At 47.9% G+C, this 23,809-nt stretch carries 24 protein-coding genes; 21 read left to right on the top strand and 3 right to left on the bottom strand.

Features of this window, described 5'->3' with window-relative positions; all coding sequences use genetic code 11:
• Positions 1-3: 3 nt before the first annotated feature.
• The 4 genes from nikB to nikE all read left to right on the top strand — a co-directional run bounded on the left by nikB (position 4) and on the right by nikE (position 3,583).
• Complete coding sequence (gene nikB, locus MKY01_RS30390) at positions 4-948, top strand: nickel ABC transporter permease subunit NikB (RefSeq protein ID WP_127551536.1); 945 nt, start codon at positions 4-6, stop codon at positions 946-948.
• Entirely contained in the window at positions 945-1,775 is an 831-nt protein-coding gene (gene nikC, locus MKY01_RS30385) for a nickel ABC transporter permease subunit NikC (protein ID WP_036606611.1), read from the top strand. The genes nikB and nikC overlap by 4 nt, the downstream gene beginning before the upstream one ends.
• Before the next feature lie 39 nt (positions 1,776-1,814).
• On the top strand, positions 1,815-2,621 hold the full coding sequence (gene nikD, locus MKY01_RS30380; RefSeq protein ID WP_047840856.1) for a nickel import ATP-binding protein NikD: 807 nt from the start codon (positions 1,815-1,817) through the stop codon (positions 2,619-2,621).
• 161 nt (positions 2,622-2,782) lie between these two features.
• Positions 2,783-3,583: a nickel import ATP-binding protein NikE gene (gene nikE / locus MKY01_RS30375; RefSeq protein ID WP_339284692.1), complete on the top strand. Its 801-nt coding sequence runs from the start codon at positions 2,783-2,785 to the stop codon at positions 3,581-3,583.
• A gap of 547 nt (positions 3,584-4,130) precedes the next feature.
• On the opposite strand, the gene MKY01_RS30370 is transcribed toward nikE, so the two are convergent.
• Both MKY01_RS30370 and MKY01_RS30365 read right to left on the bottom strand, forming a co-directional pair.
• Positions 4,131-4,709 carry an NAD(P)H-dependent oxidoreductase gene (locus tag MKY01_RS30370; protein ID WP_036671608.1) on the bottom strand — a complete coding sequence of 193 codons (579 nt, stop codon included), beginning with the start codon at positions 4,707-4,709 and terminating at the stop codon, positions 4,131-4,133.
• Positions 4,710-5,020: 311 nt separating this feature from the next.
• The gene (locus MKY01_RS30365) at positions 5,021-5,611 is read right to left on the bottom strand and encodes a TetR/AcrR family transcriptional regulator (RefSeq protein ID WP_036671691.1); all 591 of its coding nucleotides are present in this window, start codon (positions 5,609-5,611) and stop codon (positions 5,021-5,023) included.
• Between the two features lie 172 nt (positions 5,612-5,783).
• Here MKY01_RS30365 and MKY01_RS30360 point away from each other — a divergent pair, with 172 nt between their 5' ends.
• The 10 genes from MKY01_RS30360 to MKY01_RS30315 all read left to right on the top strand — a co-directional run bounded on the left by MKY01_RS30360 (position 5,784) and on the right by MKY01_RS30315 (position 14,509).
• Complete coding sequence (locus tag MKY01_RS30360; RefSeq protein WP_339284689.1) at positions 5,784-6,755, top strand: aminoglycoside phosphotransferase family protein; 972 nt, start codon at positions 5,784-5,786, stop codon at positions 6,753-6,755.
• Positions 6,756-6,773: 18 nt separating this feature from the next.
• Positions 6,774-7,772: a glycosyltransferase gene (locus MKY01_RS30355; protein WP_047840852.1), complete on the top strand. Its 999-nt coding sequence runs from the start codon at positions 6,774-6,776 to the stop codon at positions 7,770-7,772.
• 53 nt (positions 7,773-7,825) lie between these two features.
• Positions 7,826-8,110 (top strand): YesK family protein, encoded by a 285-nt coding sequence (locus tag MKY01_RS30350; RefSeq protein ID WP_315372898.1) that lies wholly within the window; start codon positions 7,826-7,828, stop codon positions 8,108-8,110.
• Positions 8,111-8,223: 113 nt separating this feature from the next.
• Positions 8,224-8,385 (top strand): hypothetical protein, encoded by a 162-nt coding sequence (locus tag MKY01_RS30345; RefSeq protein WP_017691697.1) that lies wholly within the window; start codon positions 8,224-8,226, stop codon positions 8,383-8,385.
• A 98-nt stretch (positions 8,386-8,483) separates the two neighbouring features.
• Positions 8,484-10,565 carry an ABC-F family ATP-binding cassette domain-containing protein gene (locus MKY01_RS30340; RefSeq protein WP_339284686.1) on the top strand — a complete coding sequence of 694 codons (2,082 nt, stop codon included), beginning with the start codon at positions 8,484-8,486 and terminating at the stop codon, positions 10,563-10,565.
• A gap of 392 nt (positions 10,566-10,957) precedes the next feature.
• The gene (locus MKY01_RS30335) at positions 10,958-11,425 is read left to right on the top strand and encodes a hypothetical protein (protein WP_315371865.1); all 468 of its coding nucleotides are present in this window, start codon (positions 10,958-10,960) and stop codon (positions 11,423-11,425) included.
• Positions 11,425-11,709 (top strand): hypothetical protein, encoded by a 285-nt coding sequence (locus MKY01_RS30330; RefSeq protein ID WP_036671603.1) that lies wholly within the window; start codon positions 11,425-11,427, stop codon positions 11,707-11,709. Before MKY01_RS30335 ends, MKY01_RS30330 begins: the two co-directional genes overlap by 1 nt.
• Positions 11,710-11,713: 4 nt before the next feature.
• A complete protein-coding gene (locus tag MKY01_RS30325; protein WP_339284683.1) occupies positions 11,714-13,117 on the top strand; it encodes a glutathionylspermidine synthase family protein in 1,404 nt (467 codons plus the stop codon).
• Positions 13,099-13,503, top strand: a complete 405-nt coding sequence (locus MKY01_RS30320) for a DUF350 domain-containing protein (protein ID WP_017691702.1) — start codon at positions 13,099-13,101, stop codon at positions 13,501-13,503. The genes MKY01_RS30325 and MKY01_RS30320 overlap by 19 nt, the downstream gene beginning before the upstream one ends.
• Before the next feature lie 58 nt (positions 13,504-13,561).
• Positions 13,562-14,509, top strand: coding sequence for a nucleoside hydrolase (locus MKY01_RS30315; RefSeq protein WP_127551555.1), 948 nt, complete (start codon positions 13,562-13,564; stop codon positions 14,507-14,509).
• 78 nt (positions 14,510-14,587) lie between these two features.
• Here MKY01_RS30315 and MKY01_RS30310 read toward each other — a convergent pair whose 3' ends face one another.
• The gene (locus tag MKY01_RS30310) at positions 14,588-15,067 is read right to left on the bottom strand and encodes a heme-degrading domain-containing protein (RefSeq protein ID WP_339284681.1); all 480 of its coding nucleotides are present in this window, start codon (positions 15,065-15,067) and stop codon (positions 14,588-14,590) included.
• A gap of 226 nt (positions 15,068-15,293) precedes the next feature.
• On the opposite strand from MKY01_RS30310, the gene lspA reads away from it, so the two are divergent.
• The 7 genes from lspA (at position 15,294) to MKY01_RS30275 (ending at position 23,771) form a co-directional block, all read left to right on the top strand.
• Positions 15,294-15,785: a signal peptidase II gene (gene lspA / locus MKY01_RS30305; RefSeq protein WP_036606631.1), complete on the top strand. Its 492-nt coding sequence runs from the start codon at positions 15,294-15,296 to the stop codon at positions 15,783-15,785.
• A gap of 481 nt (positions 15,786-16,266) precedes the next feature.
• Positions 16,267-17,505 (top strand): extracellular solute-binding protein, encoded by a 1,239-nt coding sequence (locus MKY01_RS30300; RefSeq protein ID WP_339284680.1) that lies wholly within the window; start codon positions 16,267-16,269, stop codon positions 17,503-17,505.
• A gap of 24 nt (positions 17,506-17,529) precedes the next feature.
• Positions 17,530-18,396: a sugar ABC transporter permease gene (locus tag MKY01_RS30295; protein ID WP_036606633.1), complete on the top strand. Its 867-nt coding sequence runs from the start codon at positions 17,530-17,532 to the stop codon at positions 18,394-18,396.
• On the top strand, positions 18,396-19,223 hold the full coding sequence (locus MKY01_RS30290) for a carbohydrate ABC transporter permease (RefSeq protein WP_076251848.1): 828 nt from the start codon (positions 18,396-18,398) through the stop codon (positions 19,221-19,223). The genes MKY01_RS30295 and MKY01_RS30290 overlap by 1 nt, the downstream gene beginning before the upstream one ends.
• A 566-nt stretch (positions 19,224-19,789) precedes the next feature.
• Positions 19,790-21,553 carry a sensor histidine kinase gene (locus tag MKY01_RS30285; protein WP_339284678.1) on the top strand — a complete coding sequence of 588 codons (1,764 nt, stop codon included), beginning with the start codon at positions 19,790-19,792 and terminating at the stop codon, positions 21,551-21,553.
• Entirely contained in the window at positions 21,543-22,337 is a 795-nt protein-coding gene (locus tag MKY01_RS30280) for a response regulator (protein WP_036671597.1), read from the top strand. Before MKY01_RS30285 ends, MKY01_RS30280 begins: the two co-directional genes overlap by 11 nt.
• A 114-nt stretch (positions 22,338-22,451) precedes the next feature.
• Positions 22,452-23,771, top strand: coding sequence for an extracellular solute-binding protein (locus tag MKY01_RS30275; RefSeq protein WP_282319952.1), 1,320 nt, complete (start codon positions 22,452-22,454; stop codon positions 23,769-23,771).
• Positions 23,772-23,809: the final 38 nt, after the last annotated feature.

Here is a 23,809-nt window from a genome sequence, read left to right as displayed (position 1 = left end):
TTGTTGATCAGTTATATCGGGAAACGAATGATCGCGATCATTCCTATCGTTTTTATCGCTACACTTGTTACCTTTGCGCTTATTCATATATCACCAGTTGATCCGGCCGAGGCTTATCTGACAGCTGCTCATATCTATCCCACACCGGAGCTGCTTGCGCAAAAGCGGCATGAGTTCGGTCTGGATCAGCCTATGTTAACCCAATATGTGCATACGATTCAGAAGATTTCCAAGCTCGACTTCGGCACTTCGTATCTCACCAACAAACCCGTATGGGATGAAGTGAAACTAAGGATTCCCGCTACGGCTGAACTAGCCTTCTGGAGTATGTTGTTATCCGCTTTGGTGAGTATTCCATTGGGAATACTGGCGGCGGTGTATAAGAATAGCTGGATTGACATGGTCAGCCGTACGATTTCCTATTTTGGAGCATCTATTCCGCAATTCTGGCTCGGTTACCTGCTGATCTTCTTTTTCTCAGTGAAATTGGACTGGCTGCCTGTGGAGGGGCGTGGATCGTGGGAGAATCTGGTTCTGCCTACGATTACTCTCTCCTTGATTCTTATTGCGGTCTACACCCGATTGTTACGTTCCAGTGTACTGGAGCAATTGCAGGAGACATATGTACAGTATGCGAGAACACGCGGGATTCGCGAAAGAGTGATTATGCTCAAGCATGTCCTGAAAATCGCCATATCGCCCCTTATTACAGGAATGGGGATGAGTATGGGCAAGCTGCTCACAGGCACCATTATTGTAGAGCAGGTGTTTTCCTGGCCTGGGTTCGGACGTTATTTTGTCGATGCGATATTTAATCGGGATATTCCCGTTATTCAATGTTATGTCTTCCTGGCGGCCTGCCTGTTCATCGTATGCAATCTGCTCGTTGATCTGGTGCAGCTCGTTATGGACCCACGGATTTCAGCGAAAGGACGGGCAGAACATTGATAAACAAATGGCGTGCGGTATTTAAAGGGCAGAGAGCCATCCAGATCTGCTCGGTGATCATATTGCTTTTCTTCGTGATCGCGTTATTAGCCCCATGGATTGCTCCTCATGACCCGGTGAAGGTGAATCTGTTGCAGAAGCTGGCGAGTCCATCGCTTGAGCATTGGCTCGGAACGGATCATCTGGGACGCGACAATCTCACTAGGCTGATGTATGGAGCGAGAGTGTCGCTTGGATTTGCTACCCTGATCTTCCTGTCATCTTTGCTCATAGGTGTCATTGTAGGTTCAATCTCCGGTTACCTTGGTGGTTGGGTGGACAGTCTGTTGATGCGCTTGTGTGAAGGCATTATGGCGTTTCCGAATCTGGTGCTGGTACTCGGTATTGTAGGGATCTTTGGTCCAGGTTTGATGCAGGTGCTTCTAGCACTCATGATGGTACAGTGGGTGTATTATGCACGTATCTGCCGGAACATGGTCGTTAGTCTGAAAGAACGGAACTTCATCGCAGCGGCGCGGATTAGCGGCTCCTCTTCGTGGACGATTATTCGGAAACATATCATCCCCAACGTGCAGCGTCCGATCGTTGTGATGGGTACTCTGGAGATGGGGTGGGCGATTATGGATATATCTGCTCTGTCTTTCCTGGGACTCGGTATTCAACCACCGAATGCAGAATGGGGCGCTATGATTCATGAGGGGACAGGTTATATTCGCAGTCATCCGGAGTTGATGATCTACCCGGGGGCATTGATTCTGCTCGTAGTCATTACGTTCAACATTTTGGGAGAAGCGTTATCCGAGCGTTATGGCATTGCAAAAAGGTAGTGGTTCGGAATCGAAGGCATATGAGGGGTGAACGTAACGATGGATGATGCAGCGAAGGTACTCGAAGTTCGTGGTCTGCAAGTGAATCTAAGAACAGCGGAGGGTTCAGTCCCGTTACTGGAGCCCATTGATTTTGAATTAAAAAAAGGTCGTGTCTTCGGTCTCGTCGGTGAGAGTGGCAGTGGTAAGACCGTTACATGTAACGCGTTGCTCCATCTGCTTGATCCGCGCAGGATGGAAGTGTCGGGCAGCATCCACCTGAATGGACGGGAGCTTGGCTCGTTGTCAGGTGAGGAGATGCGGCGCATCCGCGGCAAGGAAATCGGATTTATTATGCAGAATCCGATGAATGCTTTTACACCCGTATATACGATTGGATCTCAATTCATTGAAACCTTGCGTACGCATACGGGAATGTCCAAAGCAGCTGCCAGGGAGCGGGCCATTGCTGCCTTGGCAGATATGAACTTACCCGAACCAGCTAAACTGATGAAGCGATATCCCTTCCAACTGAGTGGCGGTATGTTGCAGCGTGTGATGATCGCCATATCGATGTGCCTGCGACCGGCTTTGGTTATTGCTGATGAACCAACGACGGCACTGGATGTCGTGAATCAGTTCAAGGTGCTTCAGGAATTGGATCGGCTACGTACGGAGTATGGCACATCCATCTTGCTCATCTCCCACGATCTGGGCGTGATCTCGCAAATGGCGGATGAAGTCGCGGTCATGCAGAAGGGGCGAATTGTGGAGCAGGCGGATGTGTACCAACTGTTCGATCACCCGCAGCATGAGTATACACGGATGTTGTTAAATGCCAGACCCAGTATGTATTTAGGACGATAGCGAATGACAGATGAGTTGAATTGTTCAGTGAGTGTATGTGTAGAGCGGGAATACACTGTGTTTTGAGTGGGTAGGCGTAGGGGTGGAATGAACATGGTGATGTGTAGATTCGGCCTCTTCGGAGATTGCTTCTGCCAAGTACAAAAGAGGAGGGTGACCTGATGCTTCAGGTACGTGAAGTAAGCCATAGCTATGGCAAACGCAACTGGCTGGATCGTTCGGGAGCGCGTCCTCCTGTGCTGACAGATATCTCGCTTACGATTGAAAAGGGTGTGTGTCTGGGGCTCCTGGGTACGAGCGGGGCAGGTAAAAGTACCTTGGGTAAAATCATTCTTGGTCTGGAGAAGCCCAGCCAGGGTCAGGTTTTATTTCAGGGTCAGGATATCTATCGATCCAGCAAACCCGTGCTTAAGGGATTACGGCGCGATCTGCAGGTCGTGTTCCAGGACTGTTATTCGGCTGTGAATCCACTCATGACTGCCGCGCAGATCATCGGTGAGCCACTGGATAATTACGAGCGATTTTCGGCAAAAGAACAACTTCGTGTGGTCGGACAACTGCTTGAGCAGGTTGGGCTTACACCTGAGGATGGGAGCAAGCTTCCGCACCAGTTCAGCGGTGGGCAATTACAGCGAGTTAACATCGCACGAGCCATTGCGCTCAAGCCAAAGTTAATCGTACTGGACGAATCAATCAGCAGCCTGGATATGGTGCACCAGACGCAAATCCTATCCTTACTGGGAGAGTTAAGAGCATCCTACGGGTTGTCTTACCTTTTTATCACACATGACATTCGAGCTGCCATGACGATCTGTGACCGCATTGCCGTGATGGATCAGGGAAAGCTGGTATATAGCGGTGATGCCGGGGGTTCGGTAATGCAGTCGGATCATCCGGCTGTGCAGCAGCTGGTTACAGCTATTTTGCCTGAGCATCCATCAGGTCGTATTTCGTTTGGGTAATGCGTTGTTTGTATTTGTAGATGGCTGTTCATTGGGGCGCTAACCATGGTCGTTTCCATTGCATTACTGATGCGAAGTCGACTTTCCAAAGGCGGGCGATTGGCGTATCAAGCTGACCTGTAGTGCAGATTTGTCTCTCTAAGTGCAGGTCGCTAACGAACCGAGTCAGTGTTAAATGGCGATTTAGCGTGGAATGCAAAATGTAACGAACCTCAGTGAAGTTATTCCGGTGCAAACTAGTTTAAAATCATTAAATGATACACAGATCGAGGAAATAACGCGTCTACGATTCGTTAGATCATAATGAATGCTAAAAGGGTTGTCCCCTACGTCTTGAACAAGACGTAGGGGACAACCCTTTTTTGTAACTGGGAATAGGCACACTTCTGCTTTCTGATATAAGTTAAACTAAGATTACAATTGTGCCACTTGCAGATTACAGGACTACCTTCAAATTGCGCGTATCCACAGATTTTTGATTTAACTTACAACGTGAAAATCTGGAGAGATGTATATACTTCCCATGAGGCTTTCTTGCAGAAATCTTTTACCCCATCTTCCGCCCAAGCTGCTCGATCTTATCCAACCAATTCTTTCTCTGTTCATCTGACTTTTTACCAACTTGATCTACAGGTGTTATCCGCACAGGTTTGATGCCAGTCAGTGCAAATGTGGAGATTTTCATCATTTTATGTGCAGGCTCACCTTGGAACCATTTGAAGTACCAGCTCGGACCATCCATCGTGGTGATCATGCGAGCGGTGCGGCCTTTGAGCAGTTGATCCGGGAAAGGTTTTCCTTTTTGATACTTGAAGGCGTAACCTGGCATGAAGATTCGGTCAACGAAACCTTTCAACAGGGCAGGCGGTCCTCCCCACCAGATTGGGAATACCCATACAAGATGCTCAGCCCACTTAATCGCTTCTTGAGCTTGTAGCAAATCTGGTTCAAGTGGAAGTTTATTACGATATCCTCCCTCCAGATTCATGTTGAACGCCAACTCGTTCAGGGTGATCATGCGGACGTCGGCACCCGCCTGCACCGCACCTTTACGGTAAGCTTCGGCTAGTGCGCCGTTGTAACTGGGAGAGACGGGATTGCCTTGAATAATTAATATTTTTTTCATGGAAGATGACACGTCCTGACTATTTTAGTTAATGAACACTAACCTCATGTGCAAAAAGAAAAGGTCACGTGTGACCCGGTAATCCATTCTTATATCCTAATGGTATGCTGACGATTCTCTTTTAGAAGTTGTTCAAAGAGTCCGCTTTTGATTACAAATCATGCCTAGCGGCATCATCAGCATCGAAGATGGGATTCAGCTGAAATAAGCGGAAACTTACGAAGGTTGTTTCCTTCGGAAACAATGTAGTTGCTCACGTCGTTTTCCCTACGCTCCGCTAATCCATTTCTAGCTTCATCCCATCTCCATTGTTACTCCTGGGGTACCTGCCCTAACATCGATGCAAGTCTGTGAACCGTTTCCCCCGTATAAGGTACCAACAGCTCCGGTAGTTCACCTTGCATACTGGAGACCGCCATACGTGTAATTGCACCGATCACCAGCACGGCTGTGAGCCGTGAATCCTGCTGAGGCAGTTCGCCCCGCATCATTCCCTGATCGATCAGATCCATTAACGCATCCAATGGCTGACGGTAATCCTCGCTGCTTCCGGCTTCAATGAATATTTCATGATTCTGTGAAATCAGCAGCAGTCCGTAGGGATCTTCATCATGCAGATGGAGAACCTCGGTAACCAGTTGCTTGAAGCGTTCCAACACCGGACCTTCCTGTCGAACATACCCATCAATGAGTGCAGTATAGTCGACACAGTATTGGGTGAAGGCTTCCAGGGCAACGGCATCTTTGTTTTTAAAATGTTTGTAGATCGCCGCATCGGTTACTCCGGCGGCGTCACCGATCTCTTTGACGGATATGCCGTCAACGCCTTTGGTTGCGAACAAGCGCATCGCCGCTTGTAGGATATCTTTCTTTTTGCTATCCACATGAGATTTGTTCTTCATGATTGTATAGTAAGTGATTACTAACCAAAATGCAATAAGCAATTTTGAAACTCTGAATTGAGACACTGAATAAGCGCTTACGACCAAAGCTTGCAGGCTTGTGAGCGGCAACGTATGATGAATAGAAATCAACATCGGAGTAGCAGGCAGAACGAAATGGATGGTGGGTAGCGTGAACGAAGAGTTGGATGCATACAGCTGGGTGACGCCCGAAGGAATGCTGAATGATCACTATATAACAAGCCGTGAACAGTTGTATAAAGGAATGAACGGACGATATGTGGAGCGATTCACTGTTCCTAGCGGTGAAAGTTATATTTTCAAACCACTGACGAATCCTGCGCAGCATGGACGGGAACGATGGATGTACAAGCGTGTGATGTCTGGTCTACCTCCAATCTATCCGCAACTCATTGCAGCGTCGGATCTTACCATTGCTCCAGCAAAGAGCTGGATGATCTACGAGGATCTGGGGCAACTGGTGCATGATTTGCAAGAAGCGACGATGCTCGGTGTAGCGGTACAGATGGCGGCGTGGCATGCATTGCCTGTTACGGATTGGAGTGAGCTGCCTCGCGTGGGCCAGAAACCGTCTATTCGCACAATATTGGATGAGTTGCAAATGCACAGACAATCTACGGATGACCTGTTGTCCAGACTGGATATGGGGTTGTCTTCATCGGATTGGGACAAGATTACCACGTTGATCGTCACAGCTGAGGAGCAACTTCCAACCGTTTTGTGTCACGGAGACCTGCATCCCGGTAACATGGCTGAGGTGGACGGCAGACTGGTCATCTTGGACTGGGAGCATGCCCATCTGAATACGCCACTGTGGGATATATATCATCTGGTGGATCTCTCGCATCCACTGTTTCCCAGAACGGTTACGCCTGCATTGCGAGAGCGGGTAATGAATATTTATCTAGACAAACTGGGGAGCCTGGGCGTGCAGATTGAACGGGTTTCTTTTGCAGAATGGTACGACGCTTATGCTATTGTATTCTCACTCTGGATGCTGCGTTTGATTGATGGTGACCTGAGAAGTGAGGGATGTGTGTGGCCGGAGGAACAGTTGCGTAACCAGTGGCATGAGACGGCAGCAACGCTTGAACAGTGTATGAAGCACATGGATGAGGAATAGAAATGAGGGGTGAGAAGCTTGCGTAAAGTCGGACTTGTTATGCGTAAAATTCAATTCACGGAAGCTCAGGGGCCACGCGTATTTGCGGATCGGCTGAAGCAGATTGGTCTGGAGCTGGGTGTGGATATTGTGTTCATCTCGCCGGAGCGTCATGTCAGCGGATACGACTGGTTGCCGGGTTATGAGCATGAGAAAGGTGACCTGGTGAACTACGATATCGTGCTGGACCAGATTCATAGCCAAAATATAGAGCATGTCATCTACACCGTATCCGGGTTTACGTTCTTGAAGATGTTTTTACCGAAGAGTGTATTGTTTCCGCATAGTTTCCCTGATCCCGCACTGACGGGATATGAGATGATGAAGCCATTTTATACGATGGTGGATAAAGCAATTGTACAGACGGAGTTTTTGAAAACAGAGCTGGGTCGCAATTTCGGTGTACATGACGTGAATGTTATTCCGATTGGCTTTAGCGAAGAGCTGGCGAACCGGCACTATGATCCGAGCCAGGTTGTGCATAATCGGGTGCTCTGGATCGGTCGGGATGAGGCGAACCGTCGTCCGGATCTAGTTTTGGAATATGCTCGGCAGAACCCGGACAAGGAAGTATATATGGTGTTTGGCGGTGTACGCTATAAGGAAACCATGAAGAAGTACGACATTCCTTCCAACGTGAAGCTGAAGTTTGCGCTCACGCAGGATGAGATATTTACGTTGATGAACTCATCCAAGGTGTATTGGAACTGTTCGGCCTTTGATACGTTTGCGATGCCGCTGACGGAAGCGATGGCGATGGGCAAAATGGTCGTGAAACCGGAGCATGCTTGCTACGGTCACATTCGATCCACGCATGCATTTGCAGGCAACGAGGATAACTGGTTTGAACTGGTGAACATGGCTGCGGCTGCGCCGCGCAGTGTGTCAGAAGACAACCGGGAGTATGCGTTTGGTGCTTTTTCGCGCACGAAAATGAAAGAAGGGTACCGGAACTTTTTCTCGGATTGGTTGAAGTAACGTAAGGTCTGTAACAAAGGGCTTAATCCATCCAGCAACAGGAGGGGAACCTTATGGAAATACTGATCTTGTGGACATTGGGAATGTGGGCGGTGCTACTGCTGATTGAATGGTTTATCTACCGGTTGCAAGGACGCCGAATGACGTGGGTACAATATATATTGCCATGTGTGGCCTTGCTCGGCGGTGCCGTTGTAATCATGATCAGCATCGATATTGGCGGGTGGAACGGCATCGGATATGCCCTGCTCGGCGCATCACTGGGTACCTCGGGAATGTTAACACTTATTACGGTGGCGATCAGGGATGTAATGCTTCGGCGACGGGGCAGGAATTAAGCGTAAGAATGAAACTACTGTACAGTATGATTGAATTGGGCAAAGGAATGGTTGCGGAAACGCATTCGTCTGTGATATATTGACATTAATTATGACAAGGGAGGTGAAGACAGGTGAATCACGAGATGCTTAACAACCGTATTAGCCAGCTGCCGATTGCTATGGCTGGCATTGTTCATACTTTTCTGACCAACGGGAGAAGTCTGTCCAATTTTGAATATACGGAAGTTAACATTTGCGAGAAGATGCCTGCCTTGACCTCATTCGGACGATAAGCGATATTGCTTGAATTCTGAAGGGCCGCGGAGCTAACCTCCTGCGGCTCTTTTTGTGTTGCGGTCAGGATCTTCCATACCATAGGAGGAACCTTATTATGATAATGATTAGCGCGCAACAACTGACTCAATACCACGGAGCACATCTGGTGCTGGACGGCATTACGTTTGAAATTATGGAAGGTGACAAGGTCGCCCTGATTGGCCGCAACGGAAGCGGCAAGACCACACTTATGCGCCTGATGGCAAGACTGAACAAGCCGGATGAAGGGCAATTGATGATCAAGAAAGATACACGAATGGGATATGTGGCTCAGGTTCCAGAAGGATTGGATGACCATACCGTACTGGATGTACTGAGTCTTGGATTCAAGGAGCTTATGATATGTCGCACGCAAATGAAGGAAATGGAGCAACAGATGTCCGATCCGGCATGTGCAGCAGACCCTATTCAATTGGAGCGCCTACTGAAACGCTACGCGGCACTGCAAGACCAGTTCGAGCGTGAGGGTGGATACGAAATGGATGCCCGGATCGATCAGGTGGCGGACGGTTTGGATATCGCCAAGGCACACTATGGTTGGCGCTTTGGTTCCCTGTCTGGTGGGGAGCAGACTCGGGTGGTTCTGGCTTCACAGCTAATCGTAAGACCCGACCTGTTATTGCTGGATGAGCCGACAAACCATCTTGATCTGGAGCGGGTTGAGTGGCTGGAAGGATTTTTACGAGAATATCCCGGCACCATTGTCCTGATCTCGCATGATCGCTATTTTCTGGATCGGGTCGTGAATCGAACACTGGAGCTGGAGGATGGAGAAGCGGAAACATCTGCTGGCGGTTATACGGAATATATGAAAGTGAAGGAACAACGGCTGTTGCAGCAATTCGAGGAGTTCAAGGAGCAGCAGAAGGTTATCAAAAAAATGAAAGAAACGATCCGCCAGTTAGAGGAGTGGGGCCGAGTTGGTGGGAATGAAAAGTTCTTCAGACGGGCGGCTTCTATGCGTAAAGCCATCGAGCGGATGGAACAGGTGAAGCGTCCTGTACTAGAGCGCCGAAATGCCGAGTTCGATGTGCGTCCTACGGATCGAACGGGTAAACGGGTAGCGGTATTGGAACAGGTCGAGAAGAGCTATGGTGAGCGTGAAATCCTGCACGGGGTCTCGGGTCTGCTGGAATATGGAGATAAAATTGCACTCATTGGCCGCAATGGCTCCGGCAAGACGACCCTGTTCAAGCTGTTGCTTGGTGACGAGCAACCCAATGCGGGCAAGCTGGAGTGGGGGGCGCGTGTGGATGTCGGGTATCTGGCTCAACAGGAGGAACCTACGAATCCAAAGCTGAATGTACTCGAATACTTCCGTCTAGAAGCAGGCGTGGAAGAGGGAGAGGCTCGCGGAATTCTGGCACGATATTTGTTCTATGGAGCGGATGTATTCCGCTCTGTCGGGCAATTATCTGGCGGGGAATGGACGCGTCTGCGGCTAGCTCTTCTGGTGCAACGTAAACCCAATGTACTGCTGCTCGATGAGCCAACCAACCATCTGGATATCGCATCCAGAGAAGCGCTGGAAGAGTCCTTGGTTGATTTTGAAGGAACTGTACTTGCCATCTCGCATGATCGGTACTTCGTCAATCGCCTCGCTTCCCGTGTCTGGGAACTGGAGGACGGTCAGATGACCGCTTATCTGGGAGACTATGAGGCGTATCGTGAGAAGAAGCTTGATTTGCAAGCTCGTGCGGCGGCGACAACTCAGGCTACAGCAGGCGTGGGCGTTTCTTCTCGTGGGAACACCAAGTCAGAGATGAAGTCAGGTTTAACGTCCGCGCCCGGCGGGACTGCCAGATCAGGGAAGAAGCCAGGAGCAACCTCGACAATGAACGGATCCACTGTTGTAGCTGCCGGTGGAAGTCATGATCATAAAGCTTCTACTGAATCAGGTAAGGCGTTAACTCCTTCGGCAGCAACTGCATCGAAACATAGAAGTGGCAGTGGCAACCAACAATCTGCGGAGAAGCTGGAACAGACGTTGGCTCGTCTTGAGGCAGAGATTCAGGTACTGGATCAACAGTTGGAAATGGTGCAGAACAATCCGATTGAACTGGAACAAATCTGGAATGATCGCGAGCAATTGTCCGCTGAATATAATGATGTATTGGCACAGTGGGCTGAGTTATAAGTCAGAATGGCATGAGCATAAGATTAAAAAAGTGCGGTCGGAGAGTCTTCTCCGGCCTTTTTGAACTGGATTACATACCAAAAGTAGAAAACAGTATGTTATTTCCTGCTTCGTTAATCGGAGAACGAAGGTAGCCAACATGTTCTTTATTACATGTCATGGTGAATAGAATCAATTTCATAAATCACTAAAAATGGAGTTTTGTAACTAGACATAGACAAATTAAACCATTTTGATCTATGTCTAGCCTTGATTTGAAGCAGCTAAAGGTACTATGAAATTGATTCACTAGTGTAACTTTTTTCCTTCTGATGCGTTAAATACGTTTGTATGAATTGAAACGGCTCACCTAAGAGCTCGCAAAAAGGGAGGTTATCGGTATCTATTATTCATTGACGTATCGGAGTTGGTCGGATGATCGACAGGCGGAGACGGGAGTGCTGGAACAGGCTTCAGTCACACGAGATGAACTGTTCATGCGCAAACTGGTGGATGCCACCTTGGTGAAAAACAAACTCTGGGCGCATCTGTCCAATGAATGCCAGGATGGGCGGGAACATGCAGTATATGTAACGCCATATGACCAACAGATGCCGGACGAGTACGGTGCAGCCATTGCAGATGCTGCGCTGGCGATGTGCAAAATGTCTTCCATGTACAGCGCAGAGTATATGCTCTGGAATGGAAGTTCGTTTCAGGAGTTGGAGCTCACAGCTTCATCCACCTATACAATGGAGCTTGCCGAACAACTGCTGGACCATTACATGGTTCGCGGTGGCAAGACGTATGAGTTCCTGTATTCCGTGCTGGATGCGGATCGCAAGAAAGTGTTGTTTTATATGAAAGAGGTGGATCTGTGATGAGTGACCAAGAGCGGGGGCAAGCATCGAAACCCGGATCAAAAGCAAAGCTGGTTGCTTTCTCCCTGATGCTGGCGGTTCCTGCCGTGTTATCCGGTTGTGGTAGCAACAATGATGAATGTGACCCGGAGTATGATACCGGATGTGAATATGATTCCAGCAGTGGGCACTATTACTACGGTGGGTCGTCGTATCGAAGCAATAAGGACAGTAACAGCTCCTATAGCAAATCCAAGTCCAAATCAAGCGGCTTCGGTAGCTTCTTCCGTAGCTCGGGAGGATAACCGGATGAGGCAAGTGGTTCAACTGCCGTTAAGTCACGAGGAGGTATTTCAGGGTGAAACGGAACAACAGATTCCATATCATCGAATGTACGGGAAGCAATATTGTGTGCCTGCATTGACGGTCTATTCTCCCTCGGAGATGCAGGAGCTGCGTGCGGCAGCCGAGGCGGTAGACGGCATTTACTGTAAAGTGATGCGATTTATCCAGCAATATATGCCGGATTCTTTTTTAGAGCATCAGTTGGGTATTCATCCGGGGCTTATCCCGGCGGCACGTATGGAGTTGGTAACTGGAGGCATTACCCGTCAGGACTGGATTATCGGAGAAGCTGGGCCCAAGTGTATTGAAAATAATACGGACACTCCAACGGGCATACCGGAGGCTACTGCATTGGAAAATATCCTGGTCGGTCTTGCTGAGGATGCCGCGTTAACTGCGCCATCTGCCGAGATGGATACACGTATTCGGGAATGTTTCAAGATGTGGCTGGAATTCTATACAGAGCAGGGATTAAAGGGTCCGGTGACATTCACTTCTTTTGGCGAACATGTCGAAGACCGAACGAATACGGAATACCTGATGAGACGTTGTCAGGAAGCGGGATACGAGGTTTTCTATGCTCCACTTGAGGAACTGGAGATTGTTCCGGGAGAGGCGCTTTACCATAGGGGGCGGGAGATTAACTTGCTGTATCGCCTTTATCCGCTGGAGTATCTGATCGATGATCGGGATGAGACGACAGGGGTGGACATTGGTGCTGCGCTGCTTGAACTTGTACGTGAAGGGCGACTGGGCCTGATGAATCCCGTTCAGCATGTACTGATGCAGAGCAAAGGTTTCATGGCGGCAATCTGGTCGCTCTACGAGCGTAACGAGCAAACCCCAGAATATTGCGGGTTTACCCTCTTTGATGAAGCAGAGATGGACGTGATTTCCCGATATCTGCTACCCACCTATTTTTCATCTGAGCCCTTCGAGCTGAACGCCATATCATATGTAGCCAAAAGCTACTGGGGACGCGAAGGCAGAGGAACTCTTTTGCTGGATGGAGGAACGGACAATGCCTTTGAAAAGCAGGATATGGAGCATCCTCTTAACGAGGCGCTGGAATCCAATCTTGCAACTGCGGCAACAGACGAGGATGAAGAGATCACAGCTTATTACGAAAATCAGCCCAAAATCTATCAGCAGCTGGTTCCGATGGAACAGGTTGTGATCGAGACGGAAGCTGGAGCATACAGCGGTTATCTGCTTACAGGGGTGTTTGTTATCGGTGGGCGTTTGGCTGGGATGCTACCACGGGTCGGGGAGAAAGTAACCGGAGATATGGCCTATTATTGCGCGGCTACGGTTCATGAACGGATGAATGATGAGGAGGAGAAGAAGGAATGGAAAACTTGGGATTAAACCTCGTGAATGTGGCGGTGGGTGTAGGCATTCTGCTGGTGGTATTGGTATGTGGATATTTTGCTTTTAGCAAATTGACCCGGTATAACGATAGTGAGGAAATCGCCAAAGGTAACGAGGCGGCAGGCATGTACATGGGCAGCAAATTGCTGGGACTGTGTATTATTGTGGGCATGGTATCTTTCTCGACGCATTCGTGGTTGGATATGCTGCTGTGGTCGGCGTTTGGAATTATTGTGCTGTGCCTGGTCTATATTATATTTGATTTCCTGATTCCAAAAATGCGGGTGTGTGACGAAATCGCACGAGGCAATATGGCGGTAGCACAACTGCTGCGTTCGATTATCATCGGCGTTTCCATCGTCATTGGTACGTTTTTGATGTAAAATAAGACATAGTGTTTTATAGAATGTACTATATGAACGGAAGAAGGAGCGCGGCATCATGAGAAGAGTCATCATCGATACAGATACAGCAGGAGACGATACGATTGCGATCCTGACGGCATTGCATCACTTTCAGGTGGAAGGCATCACCATTACGGGTGGTAACGTACAATTCGATCAGGAGGTTGAAAATGCTCTGTACACGGTACAGGTTGCTGGACATGGCGGCAAGGTGCCTGTGTATAAAGGTTGCGAGCGTCCGCTAATGGCCTACGGTAAAGCTCAGCACCGCACAGTGGAAGATGTGCATGGCGATGATGGCATGGGCGGCGCACATTTCCCGAAGGCAGATCAGCGTCCCGAGAGCGGGCATGCGGTTGATTTTATCATTGAGAAGGTGCATGCACATCCAGGTGAAATTGAACTTCTGGCGATTGCCCCGCTGACCAATATTGCGATGGCGATCCAGAAAGACCCTACGATTATTCCGGAGATTGCTCACCTGTACATCATGGGCGGAACGAATAATGCACTGGGCAATATCACACCGGCGGCGGAGTATAACTTCTACGTAGACCCAGAAGCAGCGAAAATTGTACTGCATGCAGGTATTCCGATTACGATGGTTGGCTGGGAGATGTGCACGCAATATTCAGTGATGGACGATGACGATCATGCAGAGATTGCGGCTCTAGGTACATCGGGTGCCGATTTCTTTACTGCAATCAACAAAGTGGTTATGGAGTTCAACAAGTCGGTACATAAACTCAATGGCACCACTCATCCGGATACATTGTTGATGGCTGTAGCGGCAGATGAATCCATCATGACCAAGTCGGGTCAATATTATGTGGATGTGGAAGCGGCAGGAGAACTGACACGTGGATACAGTGTGGTTGATATCAACGGACGTTTTGGCAAAGAGCCGAATGTACGTGTCTGTGAAGCCATTGATCGGCCCAAATTCAAATCCATGCTGCTGGACGTTCTCTCAGCGATCCAATAAACGCAGGAATTTAACTACAGGAAAAAGAAGAAAATCCGTGCCTATCCCAGGTACGGATTTTTTATTGCCCATTTTAATCTAACTCTGCTGCAACAAAAAAGAGCGGATTCCTGTCGTGACCAGATCATGGTCTTCTTCATCAGGCAAACCCGATACTGTAATGGTGCCGACTTGTCCCTCATTTTCCAGAATAAGCGGGAAAGCGCCACCAGCCAGGACATAGTCCGATGAAGGCAGATTGAAGTCTTGCTCAAGTGTTTGATTTTCGCTTCTCAACCGCAGAGCCGTGTGCCAAGAGCTGGAGGAGAAATGATTCACCACGTTGTTCTTGCGTCGAATCCAGTCTTCGTTGTCGGGATGAGTGCCTTCCATCGCATGCAAAAAGAGACGATGTCCCTTCAGGGTTATGTCGATGGTCACGGCTTGGGAACGACGCTTCGCTTCTTCAACCAGATGCAGGCCAAGGTTAAGTGCCATTTCAGAATTAAATGTGCCAAATACCAAGTCCTTTTCTTCCTGTTGCATTTCCTTTAATTTCTCTGTCATGGTCAGGTTCAAATTACAGACATCCCCTTTACGTATATGATTGATGTCTACATTCGACATGGATTGGTGTAGTCCCTTCTGGATGCAGTCTGAACGATGTTAGTGGACGTTATTTGCGTGGTTAAAGACCGTTCATTTGGAGACCGTACATCGGCTGTGTTAAAGTGAAGGGAACCTAATATACATAACTCTTAAAGTTAAAATAAGTTATTGCTACGTAGGCAGGAGGAGAAGCACGATGCTGTTTTATTTTGTAGCACTGCTGGTGACTTTGGTGGACCAGGGAACCAAGATTGCAGTGAGGATGTATATGGAAGTTGGCGACGTCATGAGACTGGGTAACTCGGGCATGCAGTTACAGCATTACGAGAACAGTGGAATGGCTGGAAGCATGTTTCAGGGAAATGCGCGTCTGTTCGGTGTAATAGCTGTTCTGTTCATAGCGGGCATGCTGTATTACCGGAGTAAAGGTGAGATTCGCGGTTTCTGGATGCAAGCTGGCGCGGGTTTTATGGTCGGTGGGGCTTTAGGGAATGCGATCGATCGATTTATCTATGCCCGGGTAACGGATTTTCTCGTATTTCCGTCAGGACGCGGGATTTTGAATCTCGCTGATGTCGCAATTAACATCGGTGTGGTCATGATTATCATTGGCATGTTGATTCGTGCATATCAGAGTTATCGGGCCAAGCGTTTACGTAATGCTTTGCCGAAAGCAGAACGTTCGTAATAGGTTGGATAAAAGCGTTACAGTGGCTGAATATAAGCTTATTAAATGAGGGACATTGGATATCATCCAGTGTCCTTTTTGTTATGCCTGATTCAGGTCATGGGAAGAACTGCCGTGATTCATTTTTACCGAAACCGTTTTAGAAATAATAAAGACGTATATTATCCATTCAGATTGAAGTCGGTTTGGAAGGATTAACCAAATGGTTATTTCACCATTTGGATGGGTAAATCTTTACGTATATAAAGTGAAACTAAGATATACACGAACACGGAGAGTGCAGAACCAATCTGAAGAAGCGTAGCTAAAAGCTTTCTGAAAGAAAGCTACTTCGAAAGCATACGCTAAAAACCGGATTTTCCCTTTGAGGAAGGGAATCAAAAAAATCTGGGGATAACAACGATCGGAAGATGGTACTGCAATCGGAGTGACACTGTGTAAATCACATTAGTTCAATTTATTAAGCTGAGGGAGGTACAACATGAGAACAACGCTTACCAAGGCTCTCGGGACAATGTTGCTGTGTGGAATGATGGCTGTACTTTTATCTTCCTGTACCAGTGGAGATAGCGCGAATGGCAAAGTGCAGATTGAATTTTTCCAGAACAAGCCTGAAGCCAAAACAACCTTTGATGAATTGATCAAGACGTTCAACGCGGAGCATAACGATATTCAGGTGACCCAGGTGAATCCGCCAGATGCGGAGACGGTCTTAAAAACGCGTGTAGTCAAAAATGATATACCGGATATTATGGCCATGGGTGCAACCGACACCTATTCCATTCTGGCTCAGAGTGATATTTTCACCGATCTGACGGACAGCTCATTACTCCAGACGATTGATCCGAACTACATACAAATGCTGAAGGATCTCACAGGCATGGACGAAGTGACTGGTATTCCTTACGCGACTAATGCAAACGGCATCATGTACAACAAAACGCTGTTTAAGAAAATGGGATTGGACGTGCCCAAGACGTGGGATGAACTCATTGCGACCGCCCAAAAGATTAAGGATGCAGGTGAGATTCCATTTTATTTCACATACAAGGATGACTGGCAGACGAGCCTGCCGTTCAATGCACTGGCCTCCAATCTGGTCGGTATTGATTTCTACCAAGAGCGACGCGATAACAAAGTGACGTTCAAGGAGAAGTACCGCGAGGTAGCTGAGAAACAACTGGAACTCATGAAATACGGTCACGGCGATAACTTTGGTAAAGCTTATTCGGACGGTAACCGTACCTTTGCTAACGGTGAAGCTTTCATGTACATCCAGGGAACCTGGGCCATCTCGGAGATTCGCAAAGCGAACCCAAATGTTGACATCGGTTTCTTCCCATTCCCTACGGGCAACGATGCAAGCGAGATCAAGCTGGTGAACGGGATCGACTCCCTGTTTACCATTGCGGCGGACACGCCTAATCGCGAACAGGCAGAGACGTTTATTGCGTTTCTATTAGAGCCTGAAAATATCGGAAGATATATTGACGAACAGACGCTGTTCTCTGCGGTAGAAGGCGTGAAGCAGGATGATCCTGCCGTACAGGAATTGATGCCATATATCGAGCAGGGCAAAGTTATTGACTTTCCCGATCACTATATTCCGGCTGCGGTGCAGCTGAATTCCATCGTACAGTCCTTTTTGCAGAACCAAAACATCGACAACTATCTAGATACACTCGACAAAGAATGGGACAAGGTTGCTAATCGGCGCTAAGCCTTGTCAGAAGGAGGATGGAGTATGAACAAGCGTATCGCACCCTATTACTGGATGACGGTTCCGGCGGTAGTATTGTTCTTTGTATTTATGACGCTGCCGGCCCTCCAGGGCATCTATTATTCATTTACGAATTATAACGGATTCGGGAAAGAGTATGATTTTGTTGGCTTCAAAAACTATTTCAACTTGTTCCAGGATGACAATGTAGGCAACGCCTACTGGTTTACGTTCAAGTTCGCGATCGTTGTGACGATCCTGACCAATATTCTGAGTCTACTCATTGCACTCGGGCTGAATGCCAAGATCAAGTTCCGTAACTTTTTCCGCGGCATCTACTTCCTGCCCAATATTCTGAGTGTACTGATCGTAGGTTACATATTTAACTACCTGTTCTCCAACGTATTCCCGATCTGGGGACAAAATCTGGGCATCAACGCGCTATCCACCAACATTCTCGGCAGCGAGAGTCTGGCTTGGATCGGTATCGTCATTGTTGCAGTATGGCAATCGGTGGCCCTGAATACAATTCTGTATTTGGCTGGTCTGCAAACGATACCAACGACACTGTACGAGGCTTCCAACCTCGACGGCGCAGGCAAATGGCGTGAATTCTGGAGTATTACATTCCCGCTCATTGCTCCATTCTTCACCATTAATATGGTGCTGGCGATGAAAAATTCACTTATGGTCTTCGACCAAATCGTAGCCTTGACCAACGGTGGTCCCGGACGGGCGACGCAGTCCATCTCCCACTTGATCTATACCGGTGGATTTGAAGGCGGCGAATATGCATATCAATCTGCGAACTCGGTTATTTACTTCATCGTTATTGCGGTGATTTCAATCCTGCAAATCCGGTTCCTGCAAAGAAGGGAGATGGATCTGTAATGAGAAGCCGTACACGAATCAATTGGCCCGTTATGTTGCTTGTTGTGTTGGGTACCTTGTTTATCCTGTTCCCATTGTATATGACCGTTACGATTGCTTTGAAAAATCCGGAACAGATGGCCCAATCGGTCTTTGCCATTCCGACCACACTTCATTGGGAGAATTTTGCGAGGGCCATCGACATGACAAACTTCTTCCAATCGTTCCGTAACAGTGCAATCGTTACCGCATCCACCGTGCTTTTGACGTTGCTCAGTAACTCGATGGTAGCCTATGCGATTGCACGGAATATGGAGAAACGCAAGTTTTTCAAAGGACTCTATTATTACTTCGTTAGCGCGATGTTCATTCCGTTCCCAATCATCATGCTGCCGATTGTTAAACTGACCGCATCGCTGGAGATGACAAATCTGGTAGGTCTGATCCTGCTGCACACGGTATATGGTTTGGCATTTAACGTATTTGTGTACGTTGGATACATCCGGTCCATTCCGGTAGCGCTGGAGGAAGCGGCGTTTGTGGATGGGGCGACAACTTGGGGCACGTTCTGGAAAATCATTTTCCCGCTCATGGCGCCAATCAGTGCCACGGTTGGTATTCTGACTTGCCTGTCCACGTACAACGACTTCTTGCTGCCACTCATTATTATCAGTGATCCGGGACAGTACACGCTGCCGCTGGTACAGTATGTATTCCAAGGACAGTTCAATACCGAGTTTAACCTTGCGTTTGCATCCTACCTGCTCGCATTGCTGCCGATGATTATCATCTACCTGTTTGCACAGAAGTGGATCATCAACGGGGTTACCCAAGGGTCCGTGAAATAACTGAAGATGTGTCACAGAGAAGGATATGTGTGAAGGGATATGAAAAAAGAGAGGTGGACTTTAAAAGTCCCCTCTCTTTTTTTGATCCTTGTCATTTAACGTTTGGGAACTATTCGGGAGGATTGATTAACCTGTAAAACTATGCTATTTTTTAGTCGTTAGTTTAATCGATAAACAAAGACTAAGAGAGAAGAAGAGTAAGGTTCATTTCTGCAAGCGCTTTAACTATATAAATGAACTAAACATTTACACGAGAACGGAGAGGGCAGAAATAACCTGAAAAAGCGGAGCTAAAAGCTTTCTGAAAGAAAGCTGCATCGGAAGCATATGCTTCGCCTTTATCACCGGATTTTCCCCTTTAAAAAGGGAATCAAAAAATCTGGGGATAACAGCGATTGGAAGGTTATTCTGTCATCGTAGTGGCTAGTGTAAATATTCTTTTGTTCATTTTATATAGAAGAACTGAATACGTAGATAAATCCGGCATCGTTTGTACCCAGTCTTCAAGAGCACGGGCGTAGGTGGTGGGTTCTTTTTCATGCCAAAAAGAGAGGAGAATGGGGAAGTTGCACGGGAAAAAAGGACATTTTAACTCACTTCGGAATCAGATCTTCATTGGTTTTGTTATGGTGATGCTTGTTGTTCTGCTGCTCGCAGGCATATCGGCTTATGATCGGGTAGCTGCCCTGCTGAAAAGCAATGCGGAGAAACATATTCACCAAACCGCCGTCCAAGCCAGTGGCAGATTGGATGCACTCATTGCACAAGTGAATTCGCTGACCGCCCAGGTGGCGGATGATTCATACGTGCAGCGTCTGCTCAGCGATGAGAAACAAGGCAACCCGGCAACCTTTAATCAGCGCCAAGCTCTCTTGCAGATTGCAGGCAGTTATCAGTCTTTCATCAATGGCGCACAAAGTATGGAGATATACACTACGGGTTATAACCGCATCTTTCCGATGGATGACCGATCCCTCGATCTCAGAGTGGAGCGCAACTGGATCAACCTGGCGGATGAAGGAAAAGGCAGACTGGTATGGGCAGGCGCTGACCCTGAAGATCCGGGTGTGCTCCTGGCTATTCGGCGGATTAACCTGCTGGATCATTCTTTCGAACATGGAGGTTATGTGGTGGTGCGGATGCAGCGGAGTTTTTTTCAACTCAATGATTCGAATGGGGCAGATGGTTCGCAGGACTCTATCATGCTCTTGGATGGTGCAGGCGAAGTGGTGAGTTCCGATCTGGAAATTAATCTCGATCCAAAGGCCATATTGGACAGCGGATCAGTCGTGCAGAACGGGGAGGAATCCTATATCGTCGTCAGGCAAAAATCGGAGTTAACGGGATGGACACTTGCTGTCCTGACCCCGTTGCGGGAGACAACGGAAGGTGTATCCATCCTGAGAACAGCGTTGCTCGTCTCGGGAATGATTGGTGTTGTTCTGTTCCTTATCATGTCTTTCTTCCTGTCCACAATGATTACACGTCCACTCATACGGCTGATGCGGGCCATGCGCAGTGCAGAGCCGGGAGCAATGAGACCTAATCTAATGGTTAGCTCTACGATGGAGATCAATGAACTTAACAACGTATATAACCAGATGGTCTACAGGCAGAATGAATTGACCCGTGTGGTTCATGAGAAGGAAGTCATGCAGTCCCGGGCTGAGCTGAAGGCGTTGCAGTCTCAGATTAATCCCCATTTTCTATTCAACACACTGGAGGCATTCTATTGGTCCCTTGAGGAGAAGGGAGACGAGGAGATGGCACGTATGGTTGTGGCGATGTCCCGATTATTTCGTTATATCATCTCCAGTTCGCAGCAGGATGAATGGGTTACGATTGCCGACGAGCTGGAACACGCCGAGCGTTATCTTCAAATTATGCAGATGCGGTTGGGAGAGAGAATGCAATGGGAGATTCAGCTGAGTGATACGGTGCGTAAGGTCGCAATACCGAAACTGCTCATACAGCCCTTGGTGGAAAATGCGATTCTCCATGGGATTGAAAGTAAACTGGGACCGGGAAAGATAAGCATCCATGTGGATGCTTTGACCGAGAAAAATCTGGTTTGCATTAAGGTTCGGGATGATGGTCCCGGTATGGATGAATCACGGCTTCAAGCTGTCATTCAAGCTTTACATGGTGGCCCCCCTGTATCTAACAAGGGTACAGGTGTAGGTCTAATCAACGTACATCGGCGACTGAAGCTTTACTTTGGCAGCCAACTTGGCGAACGTTGCAAGCTTTCTATAACAAGTAAGGTTGGGGAAGGGACTGTCATTTGCTTTGAGATTCCCATGGGAACGGAGGGTGCATATGATTCATGACAAAACAATTCTTATCGTGGATGATGAGCCGCGTACAAGAGAGGGTATTCGCAAAACACTGGAGGGATGGTCGGCAGGACGAAATCACATTCAGACTGCAGAAAGTGGCGTCGAGGCTGTGGAATGGCTCAAGAAAAAGCCGGCAGATCTGTTAATAACGGATGTTCGCATGCCGGAATTCTCTGGCTTGTCTCTGATTGAAGCCATTCAACATTTTTCGAACAAGCCTGTTGTCCTGATTATGTCGGGGCATGCCGATTTTCAATACGCCCAGCAGGCCATTAAGCTGGGTGTTGTGGAGTATATGTTGAAACCGATTGATAAGGAACAATTGCTGCAGACCGTCGAAAAAGCCCTAAAGTTCAGCGAACAACAGCGACGTATTCAAACGATGCAAGAAATGGTTGACCCGAAGCTGCTGGATGTTAAGGAGCGCGGAGAACAGAGGCTCAATAGCCAGATCAGTGAAGCTTTGACCTATGTGGATGCTCATCTGGGTGAACATGTGACCATGCGTGAAATCGCTGATCTACTCCATCTCAACTCCAGTTACTTCAGCGTATTGTTTAAGGAACAGATCGGCATCAATTTTAGTGAATACCTTACCCGCAAACGCATTCAGCGCGCGAAGGAGTTGCTTGTGCAGACAACGATGCCAATCTCGGAGATTGCGGAACAGGTGGGTTATCAGACGGATAAGTATTTTATCACAGTATTTAAAAGCCTTGAGGGGCTAAGTCCAAGCAAATATCGGCATTCCCTATCTGAACGAAATAACAAATAACCTCAAAAAAGTGGAGTTTTTCCAAATTGTTCTGGTCTTATAGGTGTGATAGGCGCGTGCTACAATTTGGTTAAAGCGGTTACATTAACCGATAAAACCAAGGGGGTTGGAATAATGAGCAAAAAGACGATGGCCATTCTTCTGTCATGGACGCTGGTTCTCGCCGTAATTTTATCCGGATGTAACAGTTCAAGTTCGGATGAAGAGGGTGAAACAGGCAGCAACGGCACAGATAGGAAAGTAACCCTCAAATTTATGCACCTCTGGCCAGCAGGCAGTTCCGCACAGCAAAACAAACTGGTCAACGATATCATCAAGCAGTATCAGACGGATCATCCGAATGTAACCATTAAGCAGGAAGTGCTGGAGAATGAACAATATAAGAACAAATTGAAAATCCTGTCGGCATCCAATGAACTTCCCGATGTTGGTGTAACTTGGGCTGCTGGATTTCTGGAGCCTTATGTGAAGGGGAACCTGTTCGCACCGGTCGATGATCTGCTGAGTGACTCGCTGGGCGAGAAATTCATAGCCGGAACAACAGAAGCTTATGCGATAGACGGTAAAACATATGCGTTACCAATCGAGTTGAATATCTCCCCCATTTATTATAACAAAGCCATTTTTGCAAAATATAACTTGCAGCCGCCAGCAACGTACGATGAATTCCTGAGTGTGCTGAAGACACTGACAGAGAACGGTGAGGTTCCGATCGCACTGGGCAATAAAGACCGCTGGACCGGCTCACTCTGGTATATGTATCTGGCGAATCGGTTAGGTGGAGATGCACTGGAAAAGGCCATCAATGGCTCTGGCAAGTTTGACGACCCTGCGCTGACTCAAGCTGCTGCCGAGGTACAAAAACTGGTGGATATGAATGCTTTCAACAAAGGCTTTAACGGGTTGTCTAACGATGAGGGCAAATCCGAATTCATGAACGAAAAAGCTGCTATGTATCTGATGGGTACCTGGGAACTGCCAAACTTTACGACCAACCCGGACATCCCGCAGGAATTCAAAGACAAGATCGGATTTTTCAAATTCCCAACAATGGAAGATGGCAAGAGCGACATTAACAGCTGGGTAGGTGGTCCAGGTGTAGGGTTGTTCGTGGCCCAGAACTCCAAAGTGAAGGAAGAAGCGCAGAAGTTTGTGCAATACTTTGTGGAAAAATGGGGTGAAAGTTCGGTAACTGAAGCAGGCGTCATCCCGGCTACCAAAGTGGATACGGCGGCAGTACAGTTGCCACAGCTCTATATTGACCTGCTGAACGAATTGAATCAGGCCAGCAGCCTTACGCTCTTTGCAGACGTACAGATGAAACCAGCAGCCGCTCAGGCCCATCTTGACATGATTCAGGCATTGTTTGGCAAAGCGGTAACACCGGAGGACTTTGTGAAGAATCATCAGGCTGCAATTGATAAAGGCAATTGACGTACACACGTTTGAACGCTTGAAGGGAGGATAATGTG

It is taken from the genome of Paenibacillus sp. FSL R5-0486 (assembly GCF_037975155.1).
Lineage (GTDB): Bacteria > Bacillota > Bacilli > Paenibacillales > Paenibacillaceae > Paenibacillus > Paenibacillus amylolyticus.
The sequence above is the reverse complement of the archived record's forward strand: the minus strand, read 5'-3'. Positions and strand labels throughout refer to the sequence as shown.

Bases quoted from the DNA above. Each gene is read 5' to 3' on its own strand.
- nikD (WP_047840856.1), top strand. From the start codon at position 1,815: ATGGATGATGCAGCGAAGGTACTCGAAGTTCGTGGTCTGCAAGTGAAT.
- nikE (WP_339284692.1), top strand. From the start codon at position 2,783: ATGCTTCAGGTACGTGAAGTAAGCCATAGCTATGGCAAACGCAACTGG.
- MKY01_RS30370 (WP_036671608.1), bottom strand. From the start codon at position 4,709: ATGAAAAAAATATTAATTATTCAAGGCAATCCCGTCTCTCCCAGTTAC.
- MKY01_RS30365 (WP_036671691.1), bottom strand. From the start codon at position 5,611: ATGAAGAACAAATCTCATGTGGATAGCAAAAAGAAAGATATCCTACAA.
- MKY01_RS30350 (WP_315372898.1), top strand. From the start codon at position 7,826: ATGGAAATACTGATCTTGTGGACATTGGGAATGTGGGCGGTGCTACTG.
- MKY01_RS30340 (WP_339284686.1), top strand. From the start codon at position 8,484: ATGATAATGATTAGCGCGCAACAACTGACTCAATACCACGGAGCACAT.
- MKY01_RS30330 (WP_036671603.1), top strand. From the start codon at position 11,425: ATGAGTGACCAAGAGCGGGGGCAAGCATCGAAACCCGGATCAAAAGCA.
- MKY01_RS30325 (WP_339284683.1), top strand. From the start codon at position 11,714: ATGAGGCAAGTGGTTCAACTGCCGTTAAGTCACGAGGAGGTATTTCAG.
- MKY01_RS30320 (WP_017691702.1), top strand. From the start codon at position 13,099: ATGGAAAACTTGGGATTAAACCTCGTGAATGTGGCGGTGGGTGTAGGC.
- MKY01_RS30315 (WP_127551555.1), top strand. From the start codon at position 13,562: ATGAGAAGAGTCATCATCGATACAGATACAGCAGGAGACGATACGATT.
- lspA (WP_036606631.1), top strand. From the start codon at position 15,294: ATGCTGTTTTATTTTGTAGCACTGCTGGTGACTTTGGTGGACCAGGGA.
- MKY01_RS30300 (WP_339284680.1), top strand. From the start codon at position 16,267: ATGAGAACAACGCTTACCAAGGCTCTCGGGACAATGTTGCTGTGTGGA.
- MKY01_RS30295 (WP_036606633.1), top strand. From the start codon at position 17,530: ATGAACAAGCGTATCGCACCCTATTACTGGATGACGGTTCCGGCGGTA.
- MKY01_RS30290 (WP_076251848.1), top strand. From the start codon at position 18,396: ATGAGAAGCCGTACACGAATCAATTGGCCCGTTATGTTGCTTGTTGTG.
- MKY01_RS30280 (WP_036671597.1), top strand. From the start codon at position 21,543: ATGATTCATGACAAAACAATTCTTATCGTGGATGATGAGCCGCGTACA.
- MKY01_RS30275 (WP_282319952.1), top strand. From the start codon at position 22,452: ATGAGCAAAAAGACGATGGCCATTCTTCTGTCATGGACGCTGGTTCTC.